This window comes from Thermodesulfovibrio sp. TK500a (assembly GCF_055381765.1).
Window position 1 is genome coordinate 782,240 of record NZ_AP041606.1, and the last position, 21,304, is coordinate 803,543.

The window sequence follows — 21,304 nt, forward strand, 5'->3', positions numbered from 1 at the left end:
TGCTAAAATAATTAACAAATTCAATTATTTAAGGAGGCACTCATGGCAAAAATATTGAGTTTTGCCGCATTAATCCTGATTTTTCTCTGGTCAAGCATTGTCTTTTCGGCTGAAATGATTAATGGAGCAGGCGCCACATTTCCTTATCCCCTTTATTCAAGCTGGGCTAATGACTATCACAAGGCAACGGGAATAAAGGTTAACTATCAGTCAATAGGTTCAGGTGGAGGTATCAGGCAGATTACAGAAAGAACCGTTCATTTTGGTGCTTCTGACATGGCTTTAAAGCCTGAAGAGCTTGAAAAGTCAAAACTCATTCAGTTTCCAGCTGTAATTGGTGGAGTTGTGCCTGTTGTGAACCTTCCAACCATTCCCTCCGGCGGATTAGTTCTTGACGGAACAACAATCTGTGAAATTTTTCTTGGCGAGATAAAAAAGTGGGATGACCCAAAAATTAAGGCACTGAATACAAATATAAACCTACCCTCTAAACCCATAACCGTCATATATCGTTCGGACGGTTCGGGAACAACTGCCATATTTACTCACTATCTGAGTTCTACATGTCCGAAGTGGGCACAGAGTGTTGGGCAGGGAACTTCGGTTAAATGGAGAGCAGGACTTGGAGGAAAAGGCAACGAGGGAGTAGCTAATTACGTGAAAAGAACGCCATATTCCATTGGCTATGTAGAGTTTGCCTATGCCAAACAAAATAAACTTGCCGTGGCAAAGCTTAAAAATAAAGCAGGCCAGATTGTTGCACCAGACATAGACAGCTTTGCAGAAGCTGCCTCTTCAGCAGCACTTGACCCTAAAAATCATTTCTACGCCTGGATGACTAATGCTTCAGGTAAAAAAGCCTGGCCTATAACAGGCGCTACTTATATTCTGTTAGCAAAAGAAAAAGCTGAAATCAACAAGTCAGTAATCCAATTTTTCGACTGGGCTTTTAAAAATGGTGACAACACAGCATTAAAACTTGATTATGTTCCTTTACCACAGAATCTCAAAGACAAAATACGGGCATACTGGAAACAGTACGTAAAATAGAAGAATAAGGGTCTGAAAAGACTATTTTCAGACCCTTCACGAAGCATCCCTTAAACCCATTAATTTAAAAATCCTTACAAGGTCTCGCAAAGCAATCTGTCCTGGTGCTGAAGCTCTATTTAAACTTGCATATGTCACCAAAGAACCAAAAATAGGATTTATTACTCTTGAGGGGATTCCTTTATTACCCATGCCAATTACAATTATTCCATTATCTCTGTGTCTTATTGTAAGCTGAAGCAGTCTCTCCAAGTCTTCCATGGCATTTACCATTGTGGCAATTTTCACTATATCAAATCCCAAATTCCTACCTTTCTCAAAAATTCTCTCCAGCTCCTCTGTTGAGGGTGTTTCTTTAAAGTTGTGATAGGAACCAATTAACTTTAATTTACTTCCCTTTGTAAGCTGCCGAAGAGGTTTAGCCTCTTTAGAAAAAATCTCTATATCAAAGAAGCTACACAATGGCAATACAGACTCATATATGGCAAGTCTATTAATAATCTTTTTTTCACCGCCTTCTTGAGTTGCTCTTACCGTACACAGAATAGGCAACCCGTATTTTTTAATGGCAACTGTGAAAACTTCTCTTACTTTTTCAATCTCTCTAAACATATCAACTCGTAACTCTATCAGGTCTGCTCCCTTTAGTTTCGCTTTTGGCAAGGAAAAAACATCCTCGTCACTGAGCACAACAGCTATGGCAGGTTTGTTTTTGAAAGGCATTTAAAAGTTTAACTTTCAGCTGAGTTTTAATGCAAATGCTTTTTTCAAAAAAAGCTTTAATTTAAGCTCATTCCCTTAAAAATGATATAATTAATGAATGTTTCAACCCCTAAAAATCAGGGATTTCAGAGCATACTGGATTGGACAGGTCATATCTCTAAGTGGCACATGGATGCAGCATATAGCACAAAGCTGGCTTGTGTATGTTATAACTAACTCCGCATTCTATCTCGGTTTAATATCCTTTCTTTCCTCCTTTCCGATGCTTATCTTTACGCTTTTTGGTGGAGTTGTAGCAGACAGGTATTCAAGAAAAAAAATACTTGTCCTTACTCAAATATTCTCTCTTTTTCCCGCTCTTTTTTTAGGAATAATAATCCATCTAAACAAAGTTGAGATATGGCATGTGGCAGTTGCATCCCTTGTGCTCGGAATAGCGTCTGCTTTTGATATGCCTGCCAGGCAGGCCTTTATAACAGAGATTGTATCAAAGGAGATGATTACCTCGGCAGTGGCGATGCAGTCTATGTCTTTCAATATTGCACGAATAGTAGGTCCGTTTTTAGCGGGAGTAATTGTAACAAATCTTAATTTCCATATGTGTTTCTATCTCAATGCAATAAGTTTTCTGCCTTTAATCGTGATTCTCCGCTGGATATCTGAAAAAAACATTCCTGCAACTACTGAAAACTCCTCTGTAAAACATTTTTTTAAGGAGGGATTGGCTTTTCTATTGGAGAGAAAAAGAATTTTGTTTACTATATCAGCCGTTGGCATATTCACTGTCTTCGGAGTTTCCTTTATTCCTGTATTACCCGTTATAGCTAAGGAAGTTCTCGGCAGAGGAGTAGAAGGTTACAGTATGCTCGTAACCTCTATTGGCATAGGTTCTCTTACTGCGGGAACAATAATTGCCATTCGAAAAGATATTCAAGACAAAGAAAAACATATTTTTCTTGCTTCTCTTATTTTTCCTGTAGGTCTATTTGGAATAGCCTTCTCTGAAAACTTTTATCTCACAATTATTTTTGCTTTTCTCCTCGGTATGTCTTTTGTAAATTTCTTTACTGTAAGCAATAGTTTTATACAGCATCAAACAGAAAGCCGATTAAGAGGAAGAGTAATGAGCTTTTTTTCCTTTGTTTTCCTGGGCTTTACACCTTTTGGAAATATGCTCATGGGGGTTTTAGTTGAAAACTTTGGCACAAGAATGGTCATATCCTTGTGCGCCCTTGTATGTATGATATCATCAGTAGTTTTCTTCAAAATCCTTCCGTCCTATTTTTCCAGCGGAAATGAGACCTCTTAAGATTTCAGCTTTGGTTCGATTTATTCTCTCTTTATGGCTTCCGTGCCAGTAAATCTTGCCACATCTTTTACATCTTATAAAGTAACTATTTGACATAGCTACATAATCGGGAATTTCAGTGTCAATGTTAGACTTCTCTACATATTCGGTTTCACCATTACAAATAGGACATCTTGGCATGAGGTCTATAAAATCTCTCAAGTTTTCTATCCTTTGAAGCACTTCTCTTATCTGCTCCTTAAGTTCTTCTGATTTTATTAGCAAAACTTTCTTTAAAATTTTTGATTTCGCAAGTAAAATATCCCTTGTGAGTAAAATTCGGTCTTGTTGTAAAGATATTTTAATAAGTTCTTTGTCATCAAAGTCATTTCTGTAGAGGGTGTCAAAACCAAAAAGCCTGAGCCATCGGCTCAGGCTTCCAAGCATCACATCTGCTACATACTTAGGGGGCTTTATAATGCTCAATTCTCTTCAATATATTCTACCTTACTCTGCTCAATCTGCATGTTATAAAATTCTCCCTGTATCAAAGTATCTCTGTATTCGGGGAAACCTGTTCCTGCAGGAATAATCCTTCCCATAATCACGTTTTCCTTCAGACCTCTTAGTTCATCAATTCTGCCTTCGATTGCTGCATCTGTAAGCACTCTTGTGGTCTCCTGGAAAGATGCTGCCGATACCCATGAGTCAGTAGATAGAGCAGATTTTGTTATGCCCAAAAGAAGAGGTTTTGCCTGAGCAGGCCTGCCTCCCTGGGCAATTACTCTCTCGTTTTCTTCCATAAATACGAATCTATCGAGCTCATCGCCGATAAGGAAGGAAGTGTCTCCTGGGTCTTCAACTCTAACTTTCTTCATCATCTGCCTTACTATTACCTCAATATGCTTGTCATGAATAGAAACACCCTGCAGACGATAGACCTTCTGTATTTCATCAACAAGATATCTCTGTAGCTCTGTAGGACCGAGTATATCAAGAATACTGTGCGGATTAATTGAACCATCTATGAGAGGTTCTCCTGCCTTTACCCAGTCTCCATCATGGACTATTACGTGTTTACCTTTTGGTATCTGATATTCTCTTGTTTCATCGGCACCTCTTACAACTATAAGCCTTGAACCTTTCTGACTTCCCTTGAACTCAACTATACCATCAATCTCACTAACTATGGCTGCCTCTTTAGGTCTTCTTGCCTCAAAAAGTTCAGCAACTCTTGGAAGACCACCTGTTATGTCCTTTGTCTTTATTGTTTCTCTTGGAATTTTTGCAAGAATATCGCCTGGTTCGACTTCATCTCCCTTGTCAACTACAAGTATTGCTCCTGCGGGCAGAAGATATCTTGCTGGAGTACCCGTCGGCAGTTTTGCTGTTTTACCATCCTTATCCTTTATAGTTACTCTCGGTCTGTATGTGGCAGGATAATCAATTATTATCTTGTGAGAAAGTCCGGTAGTAGGGTCTGTCTCTTCCTTAAAAGTAGCGCCCTCTACCAAATCGCCCAGAGCTATCTTTCCACCAATCTCTGTGATGATAGGCGTTGTGTAAGCATCCCATTCGGCAAGTCTCTGACCTGCTTCAACAGTCTGTCCTTCCTTTACTATTATTCTTGCACCATAGACAAGATTGTATTTTTCTCTCTCCCTTCCAGATGCATCTGTTATAGCAATCATGGCGTTTCTGTTTAAAACAACAAGGGAACCGTCTTTTCTTTCAACATAATGGATGTTTTTGAACCTTACTGTTCCATTGCTCTTTGCCTCAAGAACTGCCTGTTCAACTATCTTAGTTGCAGCACCACCTATATGGAACGTTCTCATTGTGAGCTGTGTCCCAGGCTCACCGATTGATTGTGCTGCGATTACGCCTATAGCTTCTCCTATTTCTACGGGCTCACTCCTTGCAAGGTCCATTCCGTAACACTTTGAACAAACTCCAAACTTAGTTCTGCAAGTGAGAACTGAACGAATTTTAACCCTGTCAATACCGGCATCAACGATTTTCTTGGCAAGATTTTGGTCAATTAGCGTATCTCTCTTGACTATTATCTCTCCTGTGAGAGGGTCTTTTACATCCTCTGCAAGAGTCCTTCCGTATATTCTCTCCTCGAGGGGCATAACTATCTCTCCACCCTCAATGAGTGCGGTGATGTAAATACCATCTTTTGTGCCACAGTCATTCTCAGTGAGAATTATATCCTGAGCAACATCAACAAGTCTTCTTGTCAGATATCCTGCATTAGCAGTTTTAAGAGCCGTGTCTGCAAGTCCTTTTCTTGCACCGTGCGTTGATATGAAGTATTGAAGCGGAGTCAAGCCTTCTCTGAAGTTTGCCGTAATTGGAGTCTCAATAATTTCACCAGAAGGTTTTGCCATTAGTCCTCTCATACCAGCAAGCTGCCTTATCTGAGCAATGCTTCCTCTTGCACCCGAATCGGCCATCATAAAAATGCTATTAAAGGACCTTCTCTCTGCCAGCTCTTCTTGGGTAAACTCTTTACCTTCCTCTGCACCTAATTCTTTCATCATTTCATCGGCTACTCTTTCAGTAACATTTGCCCATATATCAATAACTTTATTGTATCTCTCACCCTGCGTAATAAGACCTTCTGCATACTGTCTCTGCACTTCCATAACCTGTGCTTCCGCTTCCTTTATCAGGTCAGCCTTATTAGAGGGTATGTGCATATCATCAATGCATATCGATATTCCCGACTGTGTTGCTATTTCAAAACCCAATTTTTCAAGCTTGTTCATGAATTTAACGGTTTCCCGTTTTCCAAAATTACTGTGGATGTACTCTATAAGCTTACCAAGCTCCTTTTTGGTAAGTTCCTTGTTTATAAAGCTGAAAGGAACTCCTTCAGGAACAATTTCTCTGAAGAGTATTCTTCCTGTGGTTGTCTCGACAAGCTTTCCATCGATTTTAACCTTAATAGGTGCATGCTTTTCTATTACTCCGCTTTGATAAGCCAGTATGACCTCGTCGGTATCGGCAAAAACTTTGCCCGCTCCCTTTGCTTCTCTCTTACTCTTTGTGAGATAGTATATTCCTAAAACCATGTCCTGCGTAGGCACAACTATAGGCTTACCATTGGCAGGAGAGAGCAGATTGCCTACTGACATCATCAAAACCCTTGCTTCAACCTGTGCTTCGTATGAAAGGGGAATGTGAACTGCCATCTGGTCTCCATCAAAGTCTGCATTAAAGGCTGTGCAGACAAGAGGATGAAGCTTTATTGCTTTTCCTTCTACAAGCACAGGGTCAAAAGCCTGAATTCCAAGTCTATGAAGGGTTGGCGCACGGTTAAGAAGCACCGGATGCTCCTGAATAACCTCTTCGAGGGCATCCCAAACTTCAGGACCTTCCTGTTCGACAAGTCTTTTAGCCTGCTTTATTGTTGTTGCATAGCCCTTTTCTTCAAGTTTATTGAAAACAAAAGGTTTAAAGAGTTCTAAAGCCATCATCTTCGGCAGACCGCACTGATGCATATCAAGCTCAGGACCAACAACAATAACAGACCTTCCTGAGTAGTCCACTCTCTTACCGAGAAGATTCTGCCTGAATCTTCCCTGTTTGCCCTTTATCATATCGCTTAAAGACTTAAGAGGCCTTCTACTGCCTGCTTTCAATGCTTTTGAGCGTTTTGTGTTATCAAAGAGTGTATCTACGGCCTCCTGAAGCATTCTTTTTTCATTTCTTATAATTACACTTGGAGCTTTAAGCTCCATAAGCCTTTTAAGACGATTGTTTCTGTTTATGACTCTTCTGTAAAGGTCATTTAGGTCTGAAGAGGCAAAACGGCCGCCATCAAGAGGTACAAGAGGTCTTAGCTCTGGTGGAAGTACAGGAACGATATCAAGTATCATCCACTCAGGCCTGTTTCCAGAAGCCTTGAATGCTTCAACCACCTTAAGCCTCTTCGTTAGCTTTCTCTTTATTCCGCTTGAAGTTGCCGTGTCAATCTTTTCCTTAAGGTCTTTGGCAAGGGATTCAAGGTCAATTTTCTTCAAAAGCTCCCTTATAGCCTCTGCACCCATTCCAACTTTAAATCTGTTACCGTATTCGGCAACTCTCTTTTTATATTCTTCTTCGGTTAGTATATCCTTTTCTTTAAGAGGCGTATCTCCAGGGTCTATGACAATGTAGTCCTCATAATAAATGACTTTCTCAAGTTGTCTTACGCTGAGGTCGAGAAGTAAGCCCATCTTGCTTGGCACACCCCTTACAAACCATATGTGTGCAACCGGTGCTGCCAGCTCAATGTGTCCCATTCTTTCACGCCTTACCTTTGACTGAATAACCTCAACACCGCACTTGTCGCATATGACGCCTTTGTGTTTCATTCTTTTGTATTTACCACAAAGACATTCCCAGTCTTTTACGGGCCCAAATATTTTTGCACAAAACAAACCCTCTGGTTCAGGCTTAAAAGTTCTGTAGTTAATCGTCTCAGGTTTCTTTACCTCTCCAAATGACCATTCCCTTATTTTGTCTGGTGAGGCAAGTTTTATCCTTATTGCATCAAAGTCTCTTGGATTTTTTGGTCTTTGAAACAATGAATAAATGTCTTCTGTCAAGGTTTATCCCCCCAATTTTTTCTTTTTCTCCAGAAGCTCTACATCAAGACAAAGGCTCTGGAGTTCTTTTACTAAAACGTTAAATGACTCTGGAACGCCAGGCTCAAGCACAGGATGACCTTTGACAATTGCCTCATACATCCTTGTTCTACCGGTTATATCATCACTCTTTACTGTTAAAAACTCCTGAAGTGTATAAGCAGCACCATATGCCTCAAGCGCCCATACCTCCATCTCTCCAAGTCTCTGACCACCAAACTGAGCCTTGCCGCCAAGGGGCTGCTGGGTGACAAGAGAGTATGGACCGATTGAACGGGCATGAATTTTATCAGACACAAGGTGATGAAGCTTGAGCATGTACATGTATCCTACAGTGACAGGTCTCTCAAAGGGCTCACCTGTTCTGCCATCGTATAGAGTAACCTGGCCTGATGTAGGGTATCCAGCTTTCTTTAGCATTTCTTTAATCTCTTTTTCTTTAGCTCCCTCGAATACAGGACTTGCCACATGAAGACCAAGAGCCTTTGCAGCCAGACCAAGATGAGTCTCCAGTATCTGCCCTACATTCATTCGAGAAGGAACACCTAAAGGATTAAGCACTATATCTACGGGTGTTCCATCTTCAAGATAGGGCATATCTTCCTCGGGAAGCACCATGGAGACAACACCTTTGTTACCGTGCCTTCCTGCCATCTTATCTCCCACCTGGATTTTTCTCTTCATGGCAATATAAACCTTAACCAACTGATTCACTCCAGCGGGAAGTTCGTCGCCCTTTTTAATTCTGTCTATTTTTTCATTGTATTTTGCATAAATCTGCTTTATGTTCTGTTCAACTTCTCTATTGATTCTGGTAATCTCTGCTTTTATATCAGGGTCATCTACCTTTAGCTTCATAAGTTCGTTTACATCAAGAATATTAACAACTTTGTCTGTAAGAGGTTTTCCTTTCTGACAGAGTACCTTGTCTTTGTGTTTAACATCTTCAAGAACCACTTTTCCTTTTAAGATTTTTCTTATCCTACTGGCTTTTGACTCCTTAAGAATTCTTATTTCATCCTCTCTGTCTCGCTCAATTGCTCTTATTTCTTCTTCTTCAATTGCTTTTGCTCTACGAGATTTTTCCTTTCCCTTTCTGGTGAGTATCTTAACATCAATTACTACACCTTCAATACCCGGAGGCACATAAAGACAGCTTTCCTTGACATCTTCTGCTTTTTCTCCGAATATGGCATATAGAAGTTTTTCCTCTGGAGTTAGAACTCTCTCTCCCTTTGGTGTTACCTTTCCTACAAGTATGTCTCCTGCCTTTACTTTTGCTCCAATTCTTATAATTCCATCTTCATCAAGATTTTTCAAAAGTTCTTCATTAACATTCGGAATTTCCCTTGTAATCTCCTCTGGTCCGAGCTTTGTGTCTCTGCATTCGACTTCAAACTCATCTATATGGATTGAGGTGTAAACATCCTCTTTAACAAGCCTTTCACTTATTAGAATAGCGTCTTCAAAGTTGTATCCACCCCATGGCATAAAAGCAACAAGAACGTTTCTTCCAAGAGCAAGCTCTCCCTTATCCATACTTGGTCCATCAGCAAGAATTGTTCCTCTCTCTACTGTCTGACCCACTTTTACAATGGGTTTTTGGGTCATACACGTTCCCTGATTGGATTTATGCAATTTTACGAGGTTGTATATATCAACTCCACCGCCTTCTTCTGTAACTCTTATAACAATTCTTGTTGCATCAACACTCTCAACAATTCCAGCTCTCTTGGCCACAACAAGCCAACCAGAGTCTCTTGCTGCATAAAGCTCCATGCCTGTACCCACAACAGGTGCCTCTGTATGAACTAAGGGAACTGCCTGTCTCTGCATGTTTGAACCCATCAAAGCTCTGTTGGCGTCGTCATTTTCAAGAAATGGAATAAGTGAAGCAGAAACGCTTACAATCTGCTTTGGAGACACATCCATGTATTCTACTTCCTGTGGAGAGACCATTTTAAAATCTCCTTTTACACGGGCAGAAACAGTCTCGCCAATTATATTTCCATTTTCATCTAAAGGAGTGGTTGCTTCGGCAATTACATAATTTTCACTTTCCAGAGCACTTAAGTAATGAACCTCGTTTAAAACCTTTCCATTGGTTACTTTTCTGTATGGAGACTCGATAAAACCGAAATCGTTTATTCTCGCATAGGAAGCAAGAGAGGTTATAAGTCCAATATTCGGACCTTCTGGGGTCTCAATTGGACATATTCTTCCATAGTGAGTTGGATGAACGTCTCTTACTTCAAATCCTGCCCTCTCACGAGTTAATCCTCCAGGGCCTAAAGCACTAAGTCTTCTCTTATGAGTAATCTCGCTCAATGGATTTGTCTGGTCCATGAACTGGCTCAGTTGGCTGGAACTAAAAAACTCCTTTACTGCAGCCATAACTGGTTTAGTGTTGATTAAATCATGAGGCATTGCGTTTTCTATCTCTGTAATGGTCATCTTCTCCCTTATAGCCCTTTCCATCCTTACAAGTCCGATTCTGAATTGATTTTCAAGAAGTTCACCTACACCTCTTACTCGTCTATTGCCAAGATGGTCAATATCATCTACCTCTCCTTTTCCTGTTCTTAGTGCAAGGAGATATTTGACAATTTCTATTATGTCTCTGTCTGTGAGCACCCTCACATCTATTGGGATATCAAGCCCTAACTTCTGATTAAGTTTAAGCCTGCCCACTGCTGAAAGGTCATATCTCTTCGGGTCGAAAAACAGTCCGTAGAAAAGTTCTTCCGCCGCCTCTTCAGTAGCAGGTTCACCTGGTCTCAGTTTTTTATATATCTCTCTTAAAGCGTGTTTCTTGCTTTCCACTTTATCTGTAAGAAGAGTCTCCCTTAGGGATGGTAAATAGTTGACATTATCTATGAAAAGAAGCTTGAGACTGTCTATTCTGGCATTGATTATTCTGTGAAAAGCCTCTTCAGTAATTTCCTTATTACTATCAACTATGACCTCACCTGTCTCTGGGTCAACTATATCTGAAAGAGTTATTCGCCCTATTATTTCGCTTTTCTGTATTGGTATCTCTTGAATTCCTAATTCCTTCATTTTTTTGAGGGCATATCTTGTAATTTTACTGCCCTCCTTAACAATTACGTCCTTTCCATCCGGTCCCAGAATATCTATCTTTGTTCTTACACCCGCTAAAACTTCTGTAACTACGCGAGTATAGGTCTTTTCGTCTTTAATCTTAATCTCCTCTATGGGATAAAAAATTCTCAGTAAATCTTCATTAGTATATCCGAGTGCTTTAAGAACAATCGTGGCTGGAAGCTTTTTCCTCTTGTCTATCCTTACATAAAGAAGGTCCTTTGAATCAAATTCAAAATCAAGCCACGAGCCTCTAACAGGAATAACTCTCGCTGAATAGAGAAATCTTCCACTGATACGACTTTTGCTTCTGTCTGGAGCAAAATAGACACCGGGAGAACGATGAAGCTGACTTACTATAACCCTTTCAACTCCATTTATTATGAAACTTCCAGTTTCTGTCATCATGGGAAGGTCGCCAAGAAAGACCTCCTGTTCACGAGACTCTTTTAGGAACTTCTTACCATCGTCATCTTTATCCCATATGTTAAGCCGAACTTTAATTTTTATAGGGACTGAATAAGTGAGTCCCTTAACCATACACTCATGGGGAGTTAATTTTGGTTCTCCAACTACATAAGATAGAAACTCTATTGTAGTGGTTCCATTGTAATCGCTTATTGGGAAAACACTCTTTAAGGCAGCCTGAAGCCCCTCGTCAACTCTTTCGTCGGGATACACATCTCTCTGCAAGAATTTTTCAAAGGATTTCCTTTGAAATTCAAGAAGATAAGGCACCTCCACAAGGGGAGGCACCTTTCCGAAGTTTATTCTCTCTCTTAAGGGCTTTATCATAGTTCTCCTTCTCTCTAAAATTTATTGATTTGTTATTACTGAATTTCTATTGTTGCGCCCTCAGCTTCAAGTTTAGATTTTATTGTCTCTGCTTCTTCTTTAGATACACCGGTCTTTACTGGCTTTGGAGCACCGTCTACTAAATCTTTTGCCTCTTTTAAGCCAAGTCCTGTAAGCTCTCTTACCACTTTAATTACCTGAATCTTCTTGTCTCCTGCAGCCTTGAGAATTACATCAAAACTGGTCTTTTCCTCTGCTGCTGGTGCTGCTGCCGCTGCTGCTGGCGCTCCTGGAACAGCTGCTGCAACTGCAACTGGTGCTGCTGCTGTAACGCCATATCTTTCCTCAAATTCTTTAATAAATTGACTTAGTTCGAGAATTGTGAGATTATCAAAAAACTGAAAAACCTCTTCTTTTGTAATTGCCATCTTTTCTCCTCCTTTTTATTGCGATTTTTTATTTTTTAGTGCTTCAAGTGCATAGAGAAGCTTTAAATTTACTGCTTGCATGGCACAGGCCATTTTTGCAAGTGGGGAATTCATGCCACCAAGAAGCATTCCTAAGAGGACTTTCTTGGATGGTAGTTTTGAAATTTCCTTAAGCTCTGACAGAGAGTAAACCTTTCCTTCTACAACTCCCTGCTTTAGTTTAAATTTTTCATTCTTTTCCGCATACTCGATGCTTTTCTTCACTGCTAAAACTGGGTCATCGTAACCGAACACAACACCTGTGCAGCCCTTTAATGACTCCTTCAGCTGTTCCTTGTAAGGTGCATCTCCAAGAGCTATTCCGAACAAAGTATTTTTGCACACCTTGTACTCAGAACCAGCATCCTTCATGTTCTGTCTCAGTTCCGATATCTCCGCTACTGTTAGGCCTTGAAAATCTGTAAGGATGAACGACTTAGCCCGAGACAACCTTTCTGTGATTTCTTCAACTTTCTTTTTCTTGCTTTCCTTTGTGGTGCTCAGAGTATACCTCCTTTCTTGGACAGCAGTGCATGTGAAGGTTTTGTCAATCTACTCTCCCTAATCTCGGCAGGCGGCAGCCCTTTAAGCCTTTAGGCACCTGCTGTCTCAGATTATTAAAAACAGGCAAAGCCTGTTTAAAGCTTCAATTTTGATATATCAACTTTAAGCCCCGGCCCCATTGTCGAAGACATGGAGACTTTTTTAATGTATTTTCCCTTTGATGTAGGTGGTTTAGCCCTTACCACAGACTTTAAAACAGCTATAGCATTTTCCACGAGTTTTTCTCTGTCAAATGATAGTTTTCCAATAGGAACATGAACAACTCCGCCCTTGTCATTTCTATACTCTATCTTTCCAGCCTTAGCTTCTTTGACTGCTTTGCCAACTTCAAAGGTGACTGTTCCGAGCTTTGGGTTAGGCATCAGTCCCCGGGGGCCTAAAATTTTACCAAGTTTACCTACCTGGCCCATCATGTCTGGAGTGGCAATAGCTCTGTCAAATTCAAGCCAACCCTGTTGAATTTTTTCAATTAAATCTTCTGCACCCACATAGTCAGCACCAGCCTCTCTTGCTTCCTTTTCCTTTTCGCCTTTAGCAAAAACCAATACCTTAACCTCTTTGCCTGTTCCATGAGGAAGCACGACAGTATTTCTTACAACCTGGTCTGATTTTCGAGGGTCAATACCTAAATTTATCGACATCTCAACGGTCTCATCAAATTTTGCAAAACTACTTTCTTTAAGAATATCTACTGCCTCCTCCAGTGTATACTCTCTCTGCAAATCAAGCTTTTCTTTAACAGCAGCTAACTTTTTTCCCATCTAACCTTACCCCCTTATTTCAACGCCCATGCTTTTTGCTGTGCCAATTATCATGCTCATGGCTGCCTCTAAAGACTTTGTATTTAAATCTGGAAGTTTAGTCTTTGCAATCTCCTCAACCTGCTTCATCGTTAAAGTGCCAACCTTTTCTTTACCCGTTGTTCCAGAACCTTTAATGATACCAGCAGCTTTCTTTATCAACTCTGAGGCGGGAGGTGTTTTGAGGATGAACGTGAATGACCTATCTTTGTAAATAGTCAAAACTACAGGAATTAAAGTGTCTCCCATGGACTGGGTTTGTGCATTAAACTGCTTGCAAAATTCCATAATATTTACACCGTGGGGACCGAGAGCTGGTCCTATTGGTGGAGCAGGATTTGCCTTTCCTGCAGGAATTACCAGTTTTACTTGAGCAGTCACTTCTTTTTTTGCCATAATTTATTCCTCCTTCTAAACCTTTTCAACCTGAGAGAATGCAAGCTCTACAGGCGTTTGTCTTCCAAATATGCTTACCATTACCTTTACTCTTTCATGCTCTGAATCAACTTCATCTATAAGACCAGTGAAATTGGTGAACGGACCATCGGTAATTCTTACAGTTTCACCCTTTTCAAAGTGAGTTTTAACCTGTGGAGCTCTGCCTTTTTCTAACTGTTGAAGAATCATCTCCACTTCTTCTTCTGGAATTGGAGCTGGTTTTTTGCCACCGATAAAGCCTGTAACTCTCTGTGTTGTTCTTACAAGATGCCAAGCATCCTCGTCAAGCTCCATCTCCACAAGAATATAGCCAGGATAAAACTTTTTTTCCATTTCTTTTTTCTTTTTACCCTTGACCTCTATTATCTTTTCGGTGGGTATTAGTATTCTTGAAATTTTATCTTCGAGGCCTTTAGTTTTTACCTTTTCCTCTATTGAGGCCTTAACCCTTTCTTCAAAACCTGCCATCGTATGAATAACATACCACTGCTTTGCCATTAGCTCACCCGATAAAGGAACTTATAATTTTTGATAATACGAAGTCTACAATGCCAAGAAAAAATGAAATAATGAATACAGTAACAATAACTACCCATGTAGAAGCCATTACTTCTTCTTTTTTGGGGTAATTAACTTTTTTAGCTTCAATCTTTACTTCCTGAAAAAAGTTCTTGATTTTTTTTATCATTTCATCACCTCAAAATATACAAAACAGGCCAGGAGGGATTTGAACCCCCATCCCCCGGATTTGGAGTCCGGTGCTCTAGCCGTTAGAGCTACTGGCCTATTAAGCCTTCGTCTCTTTATGTAAAGTATGACGCCTGCAGTGTTTACAGTATTTCTTTAGCTGCAATTTATCGGGAGTAGTTTTTTTATTCTTTGTTGTAGAGTAATTTTTACCTTTACATTCAGTGCACTGTAACAGTATTATATCTCTCATCGTTTACTCCAGTATGGCTGTCACAACGCCTGCACCGACAGTTCTTCCACCTTCACGAATGGCAAACCTCAATCCTTCCTCCATCGCTATCGGCGCTATCAACTCTACACTTAAGTTCACATTATCCCCTGGCATCACCATCTCTACTCCATCAGGTAACTTTATCACTCCCGTCACATCCGTCGTCCTAAAGTAAAACTGCGGCCTGTATCCATTGAAAAAGGGTGTATGCCTTCCCCCTTCCTCTTTTGTTAATACGTATACTTCTGCCTTAAACTTCGTATGGGGCGTTATACTCCCTGGCTTCGCCAATACCATCCCCCTCTCTACTTCGTCCTTCCCTACTCCCCTCAATAACACTCCTATGTTGTCTCCAGCTCTTCCTTCATCCAATATCTTCCTGAACATCTCTACTCCCGTTGCTACTGTCTTACGGGTCTCCCTCAATCCTACTATCTCTACTTCATCTCCTACTTTTATTATCCCTCTCTCTACTCTCCCCGTCACTACTGTCCCACGTCCAGATATGGTGAATACGTCTTCTATGGGCATTAAAAATGGCTTGTCTATCGGCCTCTCTGGCTCCGGTATGTAGCTGTCTAATGCATCAAGTAGTGCCTGTATGGGCTTGTACTCCTCTGCATTAGGGTCGTTGCTTCCACTCTCAAGGGCCTTTAATGCTGAACCCCTCACTACAGGTATCTCATCTCCAGGAAATCCATACTTGCTTAATAGCTCTCTTACTTCTAACTCTACTAAGTCAAGTAGCTCCGGGTCATCTACCATGTCTACTTTGTTCATGAATACTACTATGTATGGCACTCCTACCTGTCTTGCAAGTAGTATGTGCTCCCTGGTCTGAGGCATTGGTCCATCATTGGCTGCTACTACCAGTATGGAACCATCCATCTGCGCTGCTCCTGTTATCATGTTCTTTATGTAGTCCGCATGCCCAGGACAGTCTACATGGGCATAATGCCTCTTGTCTGTCTCATACTCTACATGAGCCGTGTTTATCGTTATTCCCCTCGCCTTCTCCTCAGGTGCATTGTCTATCTGGTCATAGCTCCTAAACTGTGCCATGCCCTTTAAATTCAAATACTTAGTTATTGCCGCCGTTAATGTGGTCTTCCCATGGTCAATGTGCCCTATCGTCCCCACATTCACATGTGGCTTCTTCCTCTCAAATTTTGCCTTTCCCATTACTCTCCTCCTTCAAAGTCTCTTAAACTTTTATTGTTCTGCTTTTAATGCCTTTAAGCCCATGACCGGGATCGAACCGGTGGCCTCGTCCTTACCAAGGACGTGCTCTGCCGACTGAGCTACATGGGCATAAAAAAGCGGGAAACGGGATTTGAACCCGCGACCCTCAGCTTGGAAGGCTGACGCTCTACCGCTGAGCTATTCCCGCAAATTATACTATAATAGTTAAAATCGCTAACAATCTTCAAATCTTTTTAAATGGAGGGGGAAGGATTCGAACCTTCGAAGGCTGACGCCAACAGGTTTACAGCCTGTCCCCTTTGGCCACTCGGGTACCCCTCCATATCAAAGCTCAAGCCACCAAAGGGATTCGAACCCCCGACCCGCTGATTACAAATCAGCTGCTCTACCCGCTGAGCTATGGTGGCGTTCATAACTTAATAATATAAGAACTTTTCAAAAATATTGTCAACTTCTCAAAAAAGAAGTATAATATACCTAATTTTAACAAAATTTTCAAACGGAGGTAAATAGATGAAGACGAAAGTTAAAGAGATAATGAACACCAAGCTGGAGACAATAAAGCCTGATGCCACAGTTTATGATGCCATTGAAAAACTTGTAGACAAAAGAATGAGGTCTATAATTGTTCTTCCAAAAGATGAAAAGGATGTTTACGGAGTTATAACAGTTAGAGACATAGTTTTTAAAGTAATTGCTAAAAACTTAGACCCTAATAAAATAAAAATAGAAGAAATCGCATCTAAGCCAGTCATAAGCATAGATAAGGAGACAGAATTAGAGCATCTGATAAAGCTAATGGATAAATTTAATATTGCAAGGGTTTTTGTCCATGAAGGAAGGGATATCGTGGGAGTTGTATCTCTCCTTGATGTCCTTTCAGCTACCTTAATAGAAAGAGCAAGGAGATATTAGGCATGCTTGGTAAACTCATATCTGGTGGAAAATTAGAAAAGAAGGTTATTGAAGATATAAAAACTCATATAAAAATCCTATGCTCAGCAGCAGAATGCTTTAGAAACTCTATTTCAACTGACAACAAAGAGGCTACATTTTGCGTAGCAGACCTTGAGAGAGAGGCTGATTCTATAAGAAGAGAAATAATCTCAACAATTCATCAGGGAGCATTTCTGCCTTTCATAAGACCAAATATATGTAGATTTATAGAAATGGTTGACGAAGCCTTTGACAGCCTGGAAGATGCTGCCTTTGAATTCAGATATGTAAGAAGTGACCTTTACAAACTAATCAAGCCCGAGTGTGAAAAAATAGGGAAGATTAACTCATCTATGTGCGAACTATTATTAATTGCCTTTGATACGCTAATTGAAAAAGGTGACCTTAAAGAGAAAAATCTTGCCATAAGAATATATGAAAAACAGGTTGACGACATTAAGTTCGACATTACAGAGAAGCTTAGAACTGTTGAATTAAACAATTTCTGGGACGGGAAAATCATTTCTGACTTTGTTTCCTATGTTACCAAAATAAGTGATTTAATAGAGGACGCAAGCGATTATCTATACATAATTGAAGTAAGCCTTAGGTAATACCGAGTTTTTCATTAGTTTACAAAGGGAGAGAAATGATAGAGGTTGCCGTTGTTGCCAGTTTTCTTATTGCCTTTGGAATAGGTTCTAACGATGCCTCAAATGCCCTCGGCATATGCATTGGCGCAGGAATTGTTAAATTAAAAAGGGCGATACTGCTTTTCGGAATACTTGTTTTTCTTGGTATTATTATTCAAGGTCAAAAGGTTATGAAGACAGTCGGTAAAAATATTGCCGATGTCAATTTAACCATAGTGATTGTGGCACTTACAATATCTGCCGTATTGATAATAATCTCTAACTGGCGAAGACTTCCCCTTTCTACTCATCAGGTCATAATAGGAAGCATAGTCGGTGCTGCTGTTGCTTCTGACAATGCAGTAAATTTGCAGTCTATCATAAAAATATTAATTTCTTGGATAATCTCTCCTTTCATTGCCCTGACTTTTTCTTTTTCTATTTATAAAATCCTTGAAAAGACCATATCTAAATTTCCATTCTTTCAGATTGAAAAACTCTTAAGAATCTTTCTCTTGCTAAGCGGAGCTCTCATATCTTACAATACCGGTGCAAATGAGCTTGCTACAGTCTTAGGTCCGCTGATGCATTTAAAGTTGGAGATTGATAAATTCATCATATTTTCACTGGCCTCTCTAATGGTATTCTCCGGAGCAATTCTTCTCAGTCACAGAGTAATTGAAACAGTTGGCAAGGGCATCACTACCTTAGACCCTTACTCGGGATTTGCCGCCCAGTTTGGTGCTGGTGCCTGTGTTTTATTTTTTACTTTTCTTGGAATGCCCATCTCTACAACTTACTGCATTATTGGAGGAATAAGTGGTGTAGGGCTTACAAAGGGGATTAAAACTGTAAAATTCAGTCTTCTCAGAAAAATTGCAATGAATTTCGTGCTAACTCCATCCTTAGCCTTTATTTTAGGATATCTGATACTTAAACTCACTCTTCTTTATTCGATGTGACGACTACAAAAGCTATGGCGTATTTCTTTTCGTGAGATATGCTTAGAAAAAACTTCTTGTCTAAGCCTGCTACTTTCACTTCAGGAGCTCCTTTTTCATTGTTTAAAACTTCGATAGCCTTTATATTCAATCCATCGGCACCTTTAAGGGCTTTTATCACTGCCTCTTTAGCGGCAAAACGAGCAGCTAAATGAGGAAAGGGATTGGAACGGGAAAGGCTGTATTGAATTTCAAACTCTGTAAATACTCGGTTCAAAAATTTTTCACCGAATTTTTCATAGAGCCTTTTAATTCTCTCCACTTCAACTATGTCTACTCCAACTCCCTCTATCATATAGTTCGGTCACCTACGAAATGACCCAGCTTTTAGGAATAAATATTTTTTCAAAAGTATGTATGGCATACCTGTCTGACATGCCCGCTATGAAATCGCATATCTTTCTGTGAATTTCCTTCTCCGACAATTCTTCTGCATTTAAAAGGTGAGGATTTTCAAGATAATAGTTATAAAGACTTTCAAGAACTCTCTTTGCCTTATTAAACTCTCTTATGACGAGTTCGTTGTAATAGACTCTCTCAAAAAGAAAATCCCTGAATGAATAAATACATTCTTCAATTTCCCTCGAAATTGAAATCTGTTCATAGTCGTTATTAATCGTCGTGAATATAACATCTCTTACCATTGTATCAATCCTCTTTGAGTGTCTATCACCAAAAACTCTAAAGAACTCAGTAGGAATATCACTAAATTTAAGAATTCCAGACCGAATAGCATCGTCAAGGTCATGGTTTAAGTAGGCTATTATATCTGCTATTCTGACAATCTGACCTTCAAGGGTTGAGGGTGCATCGCTCAGTATCTTTCCTCTTCCCTTTGAATGTTTTACTATTCCATCTCTTACTTCGAAGGTAAGATTTAATCCCTGCCCGTCCTTCTCGAGTATGTCCACAACTCGCAAACTCTGTTGATAGTGTTCAAACCCACCAGGATGAAGTTCCCTCAGAATTGCCTCTCCCGCATGACCAAAAGGCGTATGGCCGAGGTCATGACCGAGGGCAATTGCCTCTGTAAGGTCTTCATTTAGCCTCAAAGCCCTGGCAATGGTTCGAGCAATCTGGGCAACCTCAAGAACATGTGTTAGACGCGTTCTGTAATGGTCTCCCTGAGGAGAGAAAAAAACCTGCGTTTTATGTTTAAGTCTTCTGAAAGCTTTACTGTGAATTATCCTGTCCCTGTCACGTTGAAAGGGTGTTCGTATGTCATCCTCCGCTTCTTCCCTGAGCCTCCCTTTTGTTTCAGCGCTCAATTTTGCCTTTGGATGCAGAAAGACTTTTTCAATCTGTTGATACTGTTCTCTTAGGTTCATAAAACTTGCTTTACGGCTTTGGCAAGCAATGGAATTTCTTTTTCCTGTACTGTCCTTGCATCAAAAAGCACAAAATCATCCTTTATTCTCGCAATAACCGGAGGTTCAACTTTTCTTAGTTTTGTAGCAAAATCCTGTGGAGCAATCTTTGTTTTAATTGCAACGACATAGGTCTTTACACCGTGCTCTGGAAGAGAGCCTCCTCCGGGCATTGAAAAGTCTTCTTTTATTAAAGAAACAACGCCTTCTTTTTTAAGGGCTGCCCTTATTTTTAAAGCTCTTTTTCGAATAGAAGAAAGTTCCTCTGTTATCATTCTCAAGGTAGGTATCTTTTGGAGAGCATTTTTTTGATCCAAATAAAGCCTGAGTGTTGCCTCTACAGCAGCAAGGGTCATCTTGTCTACCCTGAGGGCTCGCATAAGAGGATTTTTTGATATGCGCTCTATTAATTCTTCTTTGCCCAAAATAAATCCTGCCTGAGCTGCACCAAGAAGTTTATCACCGCTAAAAGTCACTATATCTGCTCCCTCAGACAAAACTTCCTCGACAGTGGGTTCTTCATAAAAACCGTATTTTTTTAAGTCAATAAGGCATCCGCTTCCTAAGTCTACCATTACGGGAATACCCTTTTCCTTGGCAATAATTGACAACTCCTTAACTGACACTTCTTCGGTAAAACCAATAATCCTGAAATTAGACCTGTGCACCTTCAGTAAAAGAGCCGTATTGTCGTTAATGGCATTTTTATAATCACTTAGTTTAGTCTTGTTTGTTGTGCCAACCTCCTTCAAAACAGCGCCTGATTGCGCCATTACATCAGGAATTCTAAAAGAACCTCCTATCTCTACAAGCTCACCTCTGGATACAACAACTTCTTTGCCTTTAGCAAGAGTATTAAGGCAGATAAATACTGCAGCTGCATTGTTATTTACTACTACCGCCGATTCTACATTTATAACTTTTCTTATAGCCTCAATGATATGGGTGTATCTCTTACCTCTCTGTCCTTTCTCAAGGTCGTATTCAAGGTTAGAATAGGAAGTCGCAACTTCAATAACTTGCCTTATTGCCTCCTCTGGCAATATAGCTCTTCCCAGATTTGTGTGAATTACAACACCGGTGGCATTAATAACAGGTCTCAGAGAGTATTTCCCTTTTATTGCTACTGATAATTTTACCTTTTCGACTATCTCCAGTTCATTAATATCTTTACTGTTTCCATTTAAAAGCTCTTTCCTGAGTTGATTTAGCACCTCTCTTATCGATTCTTTGACAATTGAATGAGGATAATCCTTAAAAAGAGGAGAAAGCTGGGGATTTTTCAAAATTCTGTCGACCGATGGAATTTTTCGTAAGGCGCTGTCACTTTCTGTTTTCAA

The 21,304-nt window shown here is 40.2% G+C and carries 20 protein-coding genes and 5 tRNA genes; 5 read left to right on the plus strand and 20 right to left on the minus strand.

The features are described 5' to 3' along the window. The first annotated feature begins 42 nt into the window (after positions 1–42). Complete coding sequence (gene pstS, locus ACZ430_RS04075) at positions 43–1,050, plus strand: phosphate ABC transporter substrate-binding protein PstS (protein ID WP_297211271.1); 1,008 nt, start codon at positions 43–45, stop codon at positions 1,048–1,050. 36 nt (positions 1,051–1,086) lie between these two features. Here the strand turns inward: pstS and aroD are convergent, their stop codons facing one another. After that, positions 1,087–1,773, minus strand: a complete 687-nt coding sequence (aroD, locus tag ACZ430_RS04080; RefSeq protein WP_297211276.1) for a type I 3-dehydroquinate dehydratase — start codon at positions 1,771–1,773, stop codon at positions 1,087–1,089. Positions 1,774–1,870: 97 nt separating this feature from the next. Here aroD and ACZ430_RS04085 point away from each other — a divergent pair, with 97 nt between their 5' ends. After that, positions 1,871–3,082 carry an MFS transporter gene (locus ACZ430_RS04085; protein ID WP_297211300.1) on the plus strand — a complete coding sequence of 404 codons (1,212 nt, stop codon included), beginning with the start codon at positions 1,871–1,873 and terminating at the stop codon, positions 3,080–3,082. Here ACZ430_RS04085 and ACZ430_RS04090 read toward each other — a convergent pair. The 16 genes from ACZ430_RS04090 to ACZ430_RS04165 all read right to left on the minus strand — a co-directional run bounded on the left by ACZ430_RS04090 (position 3,023) and on the right by ACZ430_RS04165 (position 16,435). Next, a complete protein-coding gene (locus ACZ430_RS04090; RefSeq protein WP_297211303.1) occupies positions 3,023–3,547 on the minus strand; it encodes a Mut7-C RNAse domain-containing protein in 525 nt (174 codons plus the stop codon). The two genes, ACZ430_RS04085 and ACZ430_RS04090, sit on opposite strands and share 60 nt — an antisense overlap. After that, positions 3,544–7,659 carry a DNA-directed RNA polymerase subunit beta' gene (gene rpoC / locus ACZ430_RS04095; RefSeq protein ID WP_297211306.1) on the minus strand — a complete coding sequence of 1,372 codons (4,116 nt, stop codon included), beginning with the start codon at positions 7,657–7,659 and terminating at the stop codon, positions 3,544–3,546. Before rpoC ends, ACZ430_RS04090 begins: the two co-directional genes overlap by 4 nt. 3 nt (positions 7,660–7,662) lie before the next feature. After that, on the minus strand, positions 7,663–11,595 hold the full coding sequence (gene rpoB / locus ACZ430_RS04100; RefSeq protein WP_297211309.1) for a DNA-directed RNA polymerase subunit beta: 3,933 nt from the start codon (positions 11,593–11,595) through the stop codon (positions 7,663–7,665). Between the two features lie 35 nt (positions 11,596–11,630). After that, the gene (rplL, locus tag ACZ430_RS04105; protein ID WP_297211312.1) at positions 11,631–12,023 is read right to left on the minus strand and encodes a 50S ribosomal protein L7/L12; all 393 of its coding nucleotides are present in this window, start codon (positions 12,021–12,023) and stop codon (positions 11,631–11,633) included. A gap of 15 nt (positions 12,024–12,038) precedes the next feature. Then, positions 12,039–12,614: a 50S ribosomal protein L10 gene (gene rplJ, locus ACZ430_RS04110; protein ID WP_339945577.1), complete on the minus strand. Its 576-nt coding sequence runs from the start codon at positions 12,612–12,614 to the stop codon at positions 12,039–12,041. An 86-nt stretch (positions 12,615–12,700) separates the two neighbouring features. Beyond that, complete coding sequence (gene rplA / locus ACZ430_RS04115; protein ID WP_297211315.1) at positions 12,701–13,387, minus strand: 50S ribosomal protein L1; 687 nt, start codon at positions 13,385–13,387, stop codon at positions 12,701–12,703. A gap of 6 nt (positions 13,388–13,393) precedes the next feature. Continuing rightward, positions 13,394–13,822, minus strand: coding sequence for a 50S ribosomal protein L11 (gene rplK / locus ACZ430_RS04120; RefSeq protein WP_297211317.1), 429 nt, complete (start codon positions 13,820–13,822; stop codon positions 13,394–13,396). 15 nt (positions 13,823–13,837) lie between these two features. Further along, a complete protein-coding gene (gene nusG / locus ACZ430_RS04125; protein ID WP_297211320.1) occupies positions 13,838–14,362 on the minus strand; it encodes a transcription termination/antitermination protein NusG in 525 nt (174 codons plus the stop codon). Between the two features lie 4 nt (positions 14,363–14,366). Beyond that, on the minus strand, positions 14,367–14,552 hold the full coding sequence (secE, locus tag ACZ430_RS04130) for a preprotein translocase subunit SecE (RefSeq protein WP_297211323.1): 186 nt from the start codon (positions 14,550–14,552) through the stop codon (positions 14,367–14,369). Positions 14,553–14,576: 24 nt separating this feature from the next. Continuing rightward, a tRNA-Trp gene (locus tag ACZ430_RS04135) sits at positions 14,577–14,650 on the minus strand. 1 nt (position 14,651) lies between these two features. Beyond that, positions 14,652–14,804 (minus strand): 50S ribosomal protein L33, encoded by a 153-nt coding sequence (rpmG, locus tag ACZ430_RS04140; RefSeq protein ID WP_297211325.1) that lies wholly within the window; start codon positions 14,802–14,804, stop codon positions 14,652–14,654. 3 nt (positions 14,805–14,807) lie between these two features. Beyond that, complete coding sequence (tuf, locus tag ACZ430_RS04145; protein ID WP_297211328.1) at positions 14,808–16,007, minus strand: elongation factor Tu; 1,200 nt, start codon at positions 16,005–16,007, stop codon at positions 14,808–14,810. A 56-nt stretch (positions 16,008–16,063) separates the two neighbouring features. Next, positions 16,064–16,136: transfer RNA gene (locus tag ACZ430_RS04150), tRNA-Thr, on the minus strand. A 7-nt stretch (positions 16,137–16,143) separates the two neighbouring features. Continuing rightward, a tRNA-Gly gene (locus tag ACZ430_RS04155) sits at positions 16,144–16,215 on the minus strand. 51 nt (positions 16,216–16,266) lie between these two features. Then, positions 16,267–16,349, minus strand: a tRNA-Tyr gene (locus tag ACZ430_RS04160). Positions 16,350–16,362: 13 nt separating this feature from the next. Next, positions 16,363–16,435 (minus strand) — tRNA-Thr (locus tag ACZ430_RS04165). A gap of 106 nt (positions 16,436–16,541) precedes the next feature. Here ACZ430_RS04165 and ACZ430_RS04170 point away from each other — a divergent pair. Genes ACZ430_RS04170 through ACZ430_RS04180 form a run of 3 tightly spaced genes read left to right on the plus strand, consistent with a single transcriptional unit; the run spans position 16,542 to position 18,558 of the window. Further along, entirely contained in the window at positions 16,542–16,943 is a 402-nt protein-coding gene (locus ACZ430_RS04170; RefSeq protein ID WP_297212443.1) for a CBS domain-containing protein, read from the plus strand. A 2-nt stretch (positions 16,944–16,945) separates the two neighbouring features. Further along, a complete protein-coding gene (locus ACZ430_RS04175) occupies positions 16,946–17,578 on the plus strand; it encodes a TIGR00153 family protein (RefSeq protein WP_297212445.1) in 633 nt (210 codons plus the stop codon). A gap of 35 nt (positions 17,579–17,613) precedes the next feature. Beyond that, entirely contained in the window at positions 17,614–18,558 is a 945-nt protein-coding gene (locus ACZ430_RS04180; protein ID WP_297212447.1) for an inorganic phosphate transporter, read from the plus strand. On the opposite strand, the gene acpS is transcribed toward ACZ430_RS04180, so the two are convergent. Genes acpS through selA form a run of 3 tightly spaced genes read right to left on the minus strand, consistent with a single transcriptional unit; the run spans position 18,536 to position 21,304 of the window. Continuing rightward, positions 18,536–18,892, minus strand: coding sequence for a holo-ACP synthase (gene acpS, locus ACZ430_RS04185; RefSeq protein ID WP_297212449.1), 357 nt, complete (start codon positions 18,890–18,892; stop codon positions 18,536–18,538). The two genes, ACZ430_RS04180 and acpS, sit on opposite strands and share 23 nt — an antisense overlap. Before the next feature lie 13 nt (positions 18,893–18,905). Continuing rightward, the gene (locus ACZ430_RS04190; protein ID WP_297212452.1) at positions 18,906–19,925 is read right to left on the minus strand and encodes a deoxyguanosinetriphosphate triphosphohydrolase; all 1,020 of its coding nucleotides are present in this window, start codon (positions 19,923–19,925) and stop codon (positions 18,906–18,908) included. After that, positions 19,922–21,304 (minus strand): L-seryl-tRNA(Sec) selenium transferase, encoded by a 1,383-nt coding sequence (gene selA, locus ACZ430_RS04195; protein ID WP_297212455.1) that lies wholly within the window; start codon positions 21,302–21,304, stop codon positions 19,922–19,924. The genes ACZ430_RS04190 and selA overlap by 4 nt, the downstream gene beginning before the upstream one ends.

What these genes read in the sequence shown, in the direction of transcription:
- ACZ430_RS04180 (WP_297212447.1), top strand. Translation starts at nt 17,614, where the DNA reads ATGATAGAGGTTGCCGTTGTTGCCAGTTTTCTTATTGCCTTTGGAATA.
- acpS (WP_297212449.1), bottom strand. Translation starts at nt 18,892, where the DNA reads ATGATAGAGGGAGTTGGAGTAGACATAGTTGAAGTGGAGAGAATTAAA.
- ACZ430_RS04175 (WP_297212445.1), top strand. Translation starts at nt 16,946, where the DNA reads ATGCTTGGTAAACTCATATCTGGTGGAAAATTAGAAAAGAAGGTTATT.
- ACZ430_RS04190 (WP_297212452.1), bottom strand. Translation starts at nt 19,925, where the DNA reads ATGAACCTAAGAGAACAGTATCAACAGATTGAAAAAGTCTTTCTGCAT.
- rplK (WP_297211317.1), bottom strand. Translation starts at nt 13,822, where the DNA reads ATGGCAAAAAAAGAAGTGACTGCTCAAGTAAAACTGGTAATTCCTGCA.
- ACZ430_RS04170 (WP_297212443.1), top strand. Translation starts at nt 16,542, where the DNA reads ATGAAGACGAAAGTTAAAGAGATAATGAACACCAAGCTGGAGACAATA.
- secE (WP_297211323.1), bottom strand. Translation starts at nt 14,552, where the DNA reads ATGATAAAAAAAATCAAGAACTTTTTTCAGGAAGTAAAGATTGAAGCT.
- rpoB (WP_297211309.1), bottom strand. Translation starts at nt 11,595, where the DNA reads ATGATAAAGCCCTTAAGAGAGAGAATAAACTTCGGAAAGGTGCCTCCC.
- nusG (WP_297211320.1), bottom strand. Translation starts at nt 14,362, where the DNA reads ATGGCAAAGCAGTGGTATGTTATTCATACGATGGCAGGTTTTGAAGAA.
- rplL (WP_297211312.1), bottom strand. Translation starts at nt 12,023, where the DNA reads ATGGCAATTACAAAAGAAGAGGTTTTTCAGTTTTTTGATAATCTCACA.
- rplA (WP_297211315.1), bottom strand. Translation starts at nt 13,387, where the DNA reads ATGGGAAAAAAGTTAGCTGCTGTTAAAGAAAAGCTTGATTTGCAGAGA.
- aroD (WP_297211276.1), bottom strand. Translation starts at nt 1,773, where the DNA reads ATGCCTTTCAAAAACAAACCTGCCATAGCTGTTGTGCTCAGTGACGAG.
- tuf (WP_297211328.1), bottom strand. Translation starts at nt 16,007, where the DNA reads ATGGGAAAGGCAAAATTTGAGAGGAAGAAGCCACATGTGAATGTGGGG.
- rpmG (WP_297211325.1), bottom strand. Translation starts at nt 14,804, where the DNA reads ATGAGAGATATAATACTGTTACAGTGCACTGAATGTAAAGGTAAAAAT.
- ACZ430_RS04085 (WP_297211300.1), top strand. Translation starts at nt 1,871, where the DNA reads ATGTTTCAACCCCTAAAAATCAGGGATTTCAGAGCATACTGGATTGGA.
- pstS (WP_297211271.1), top strand. Translation starts at nt 43, where the DNA reads ATGGCAAAAATATTGAGTTTTGCCGCATTAATCCTGATTTTTCTCTGG.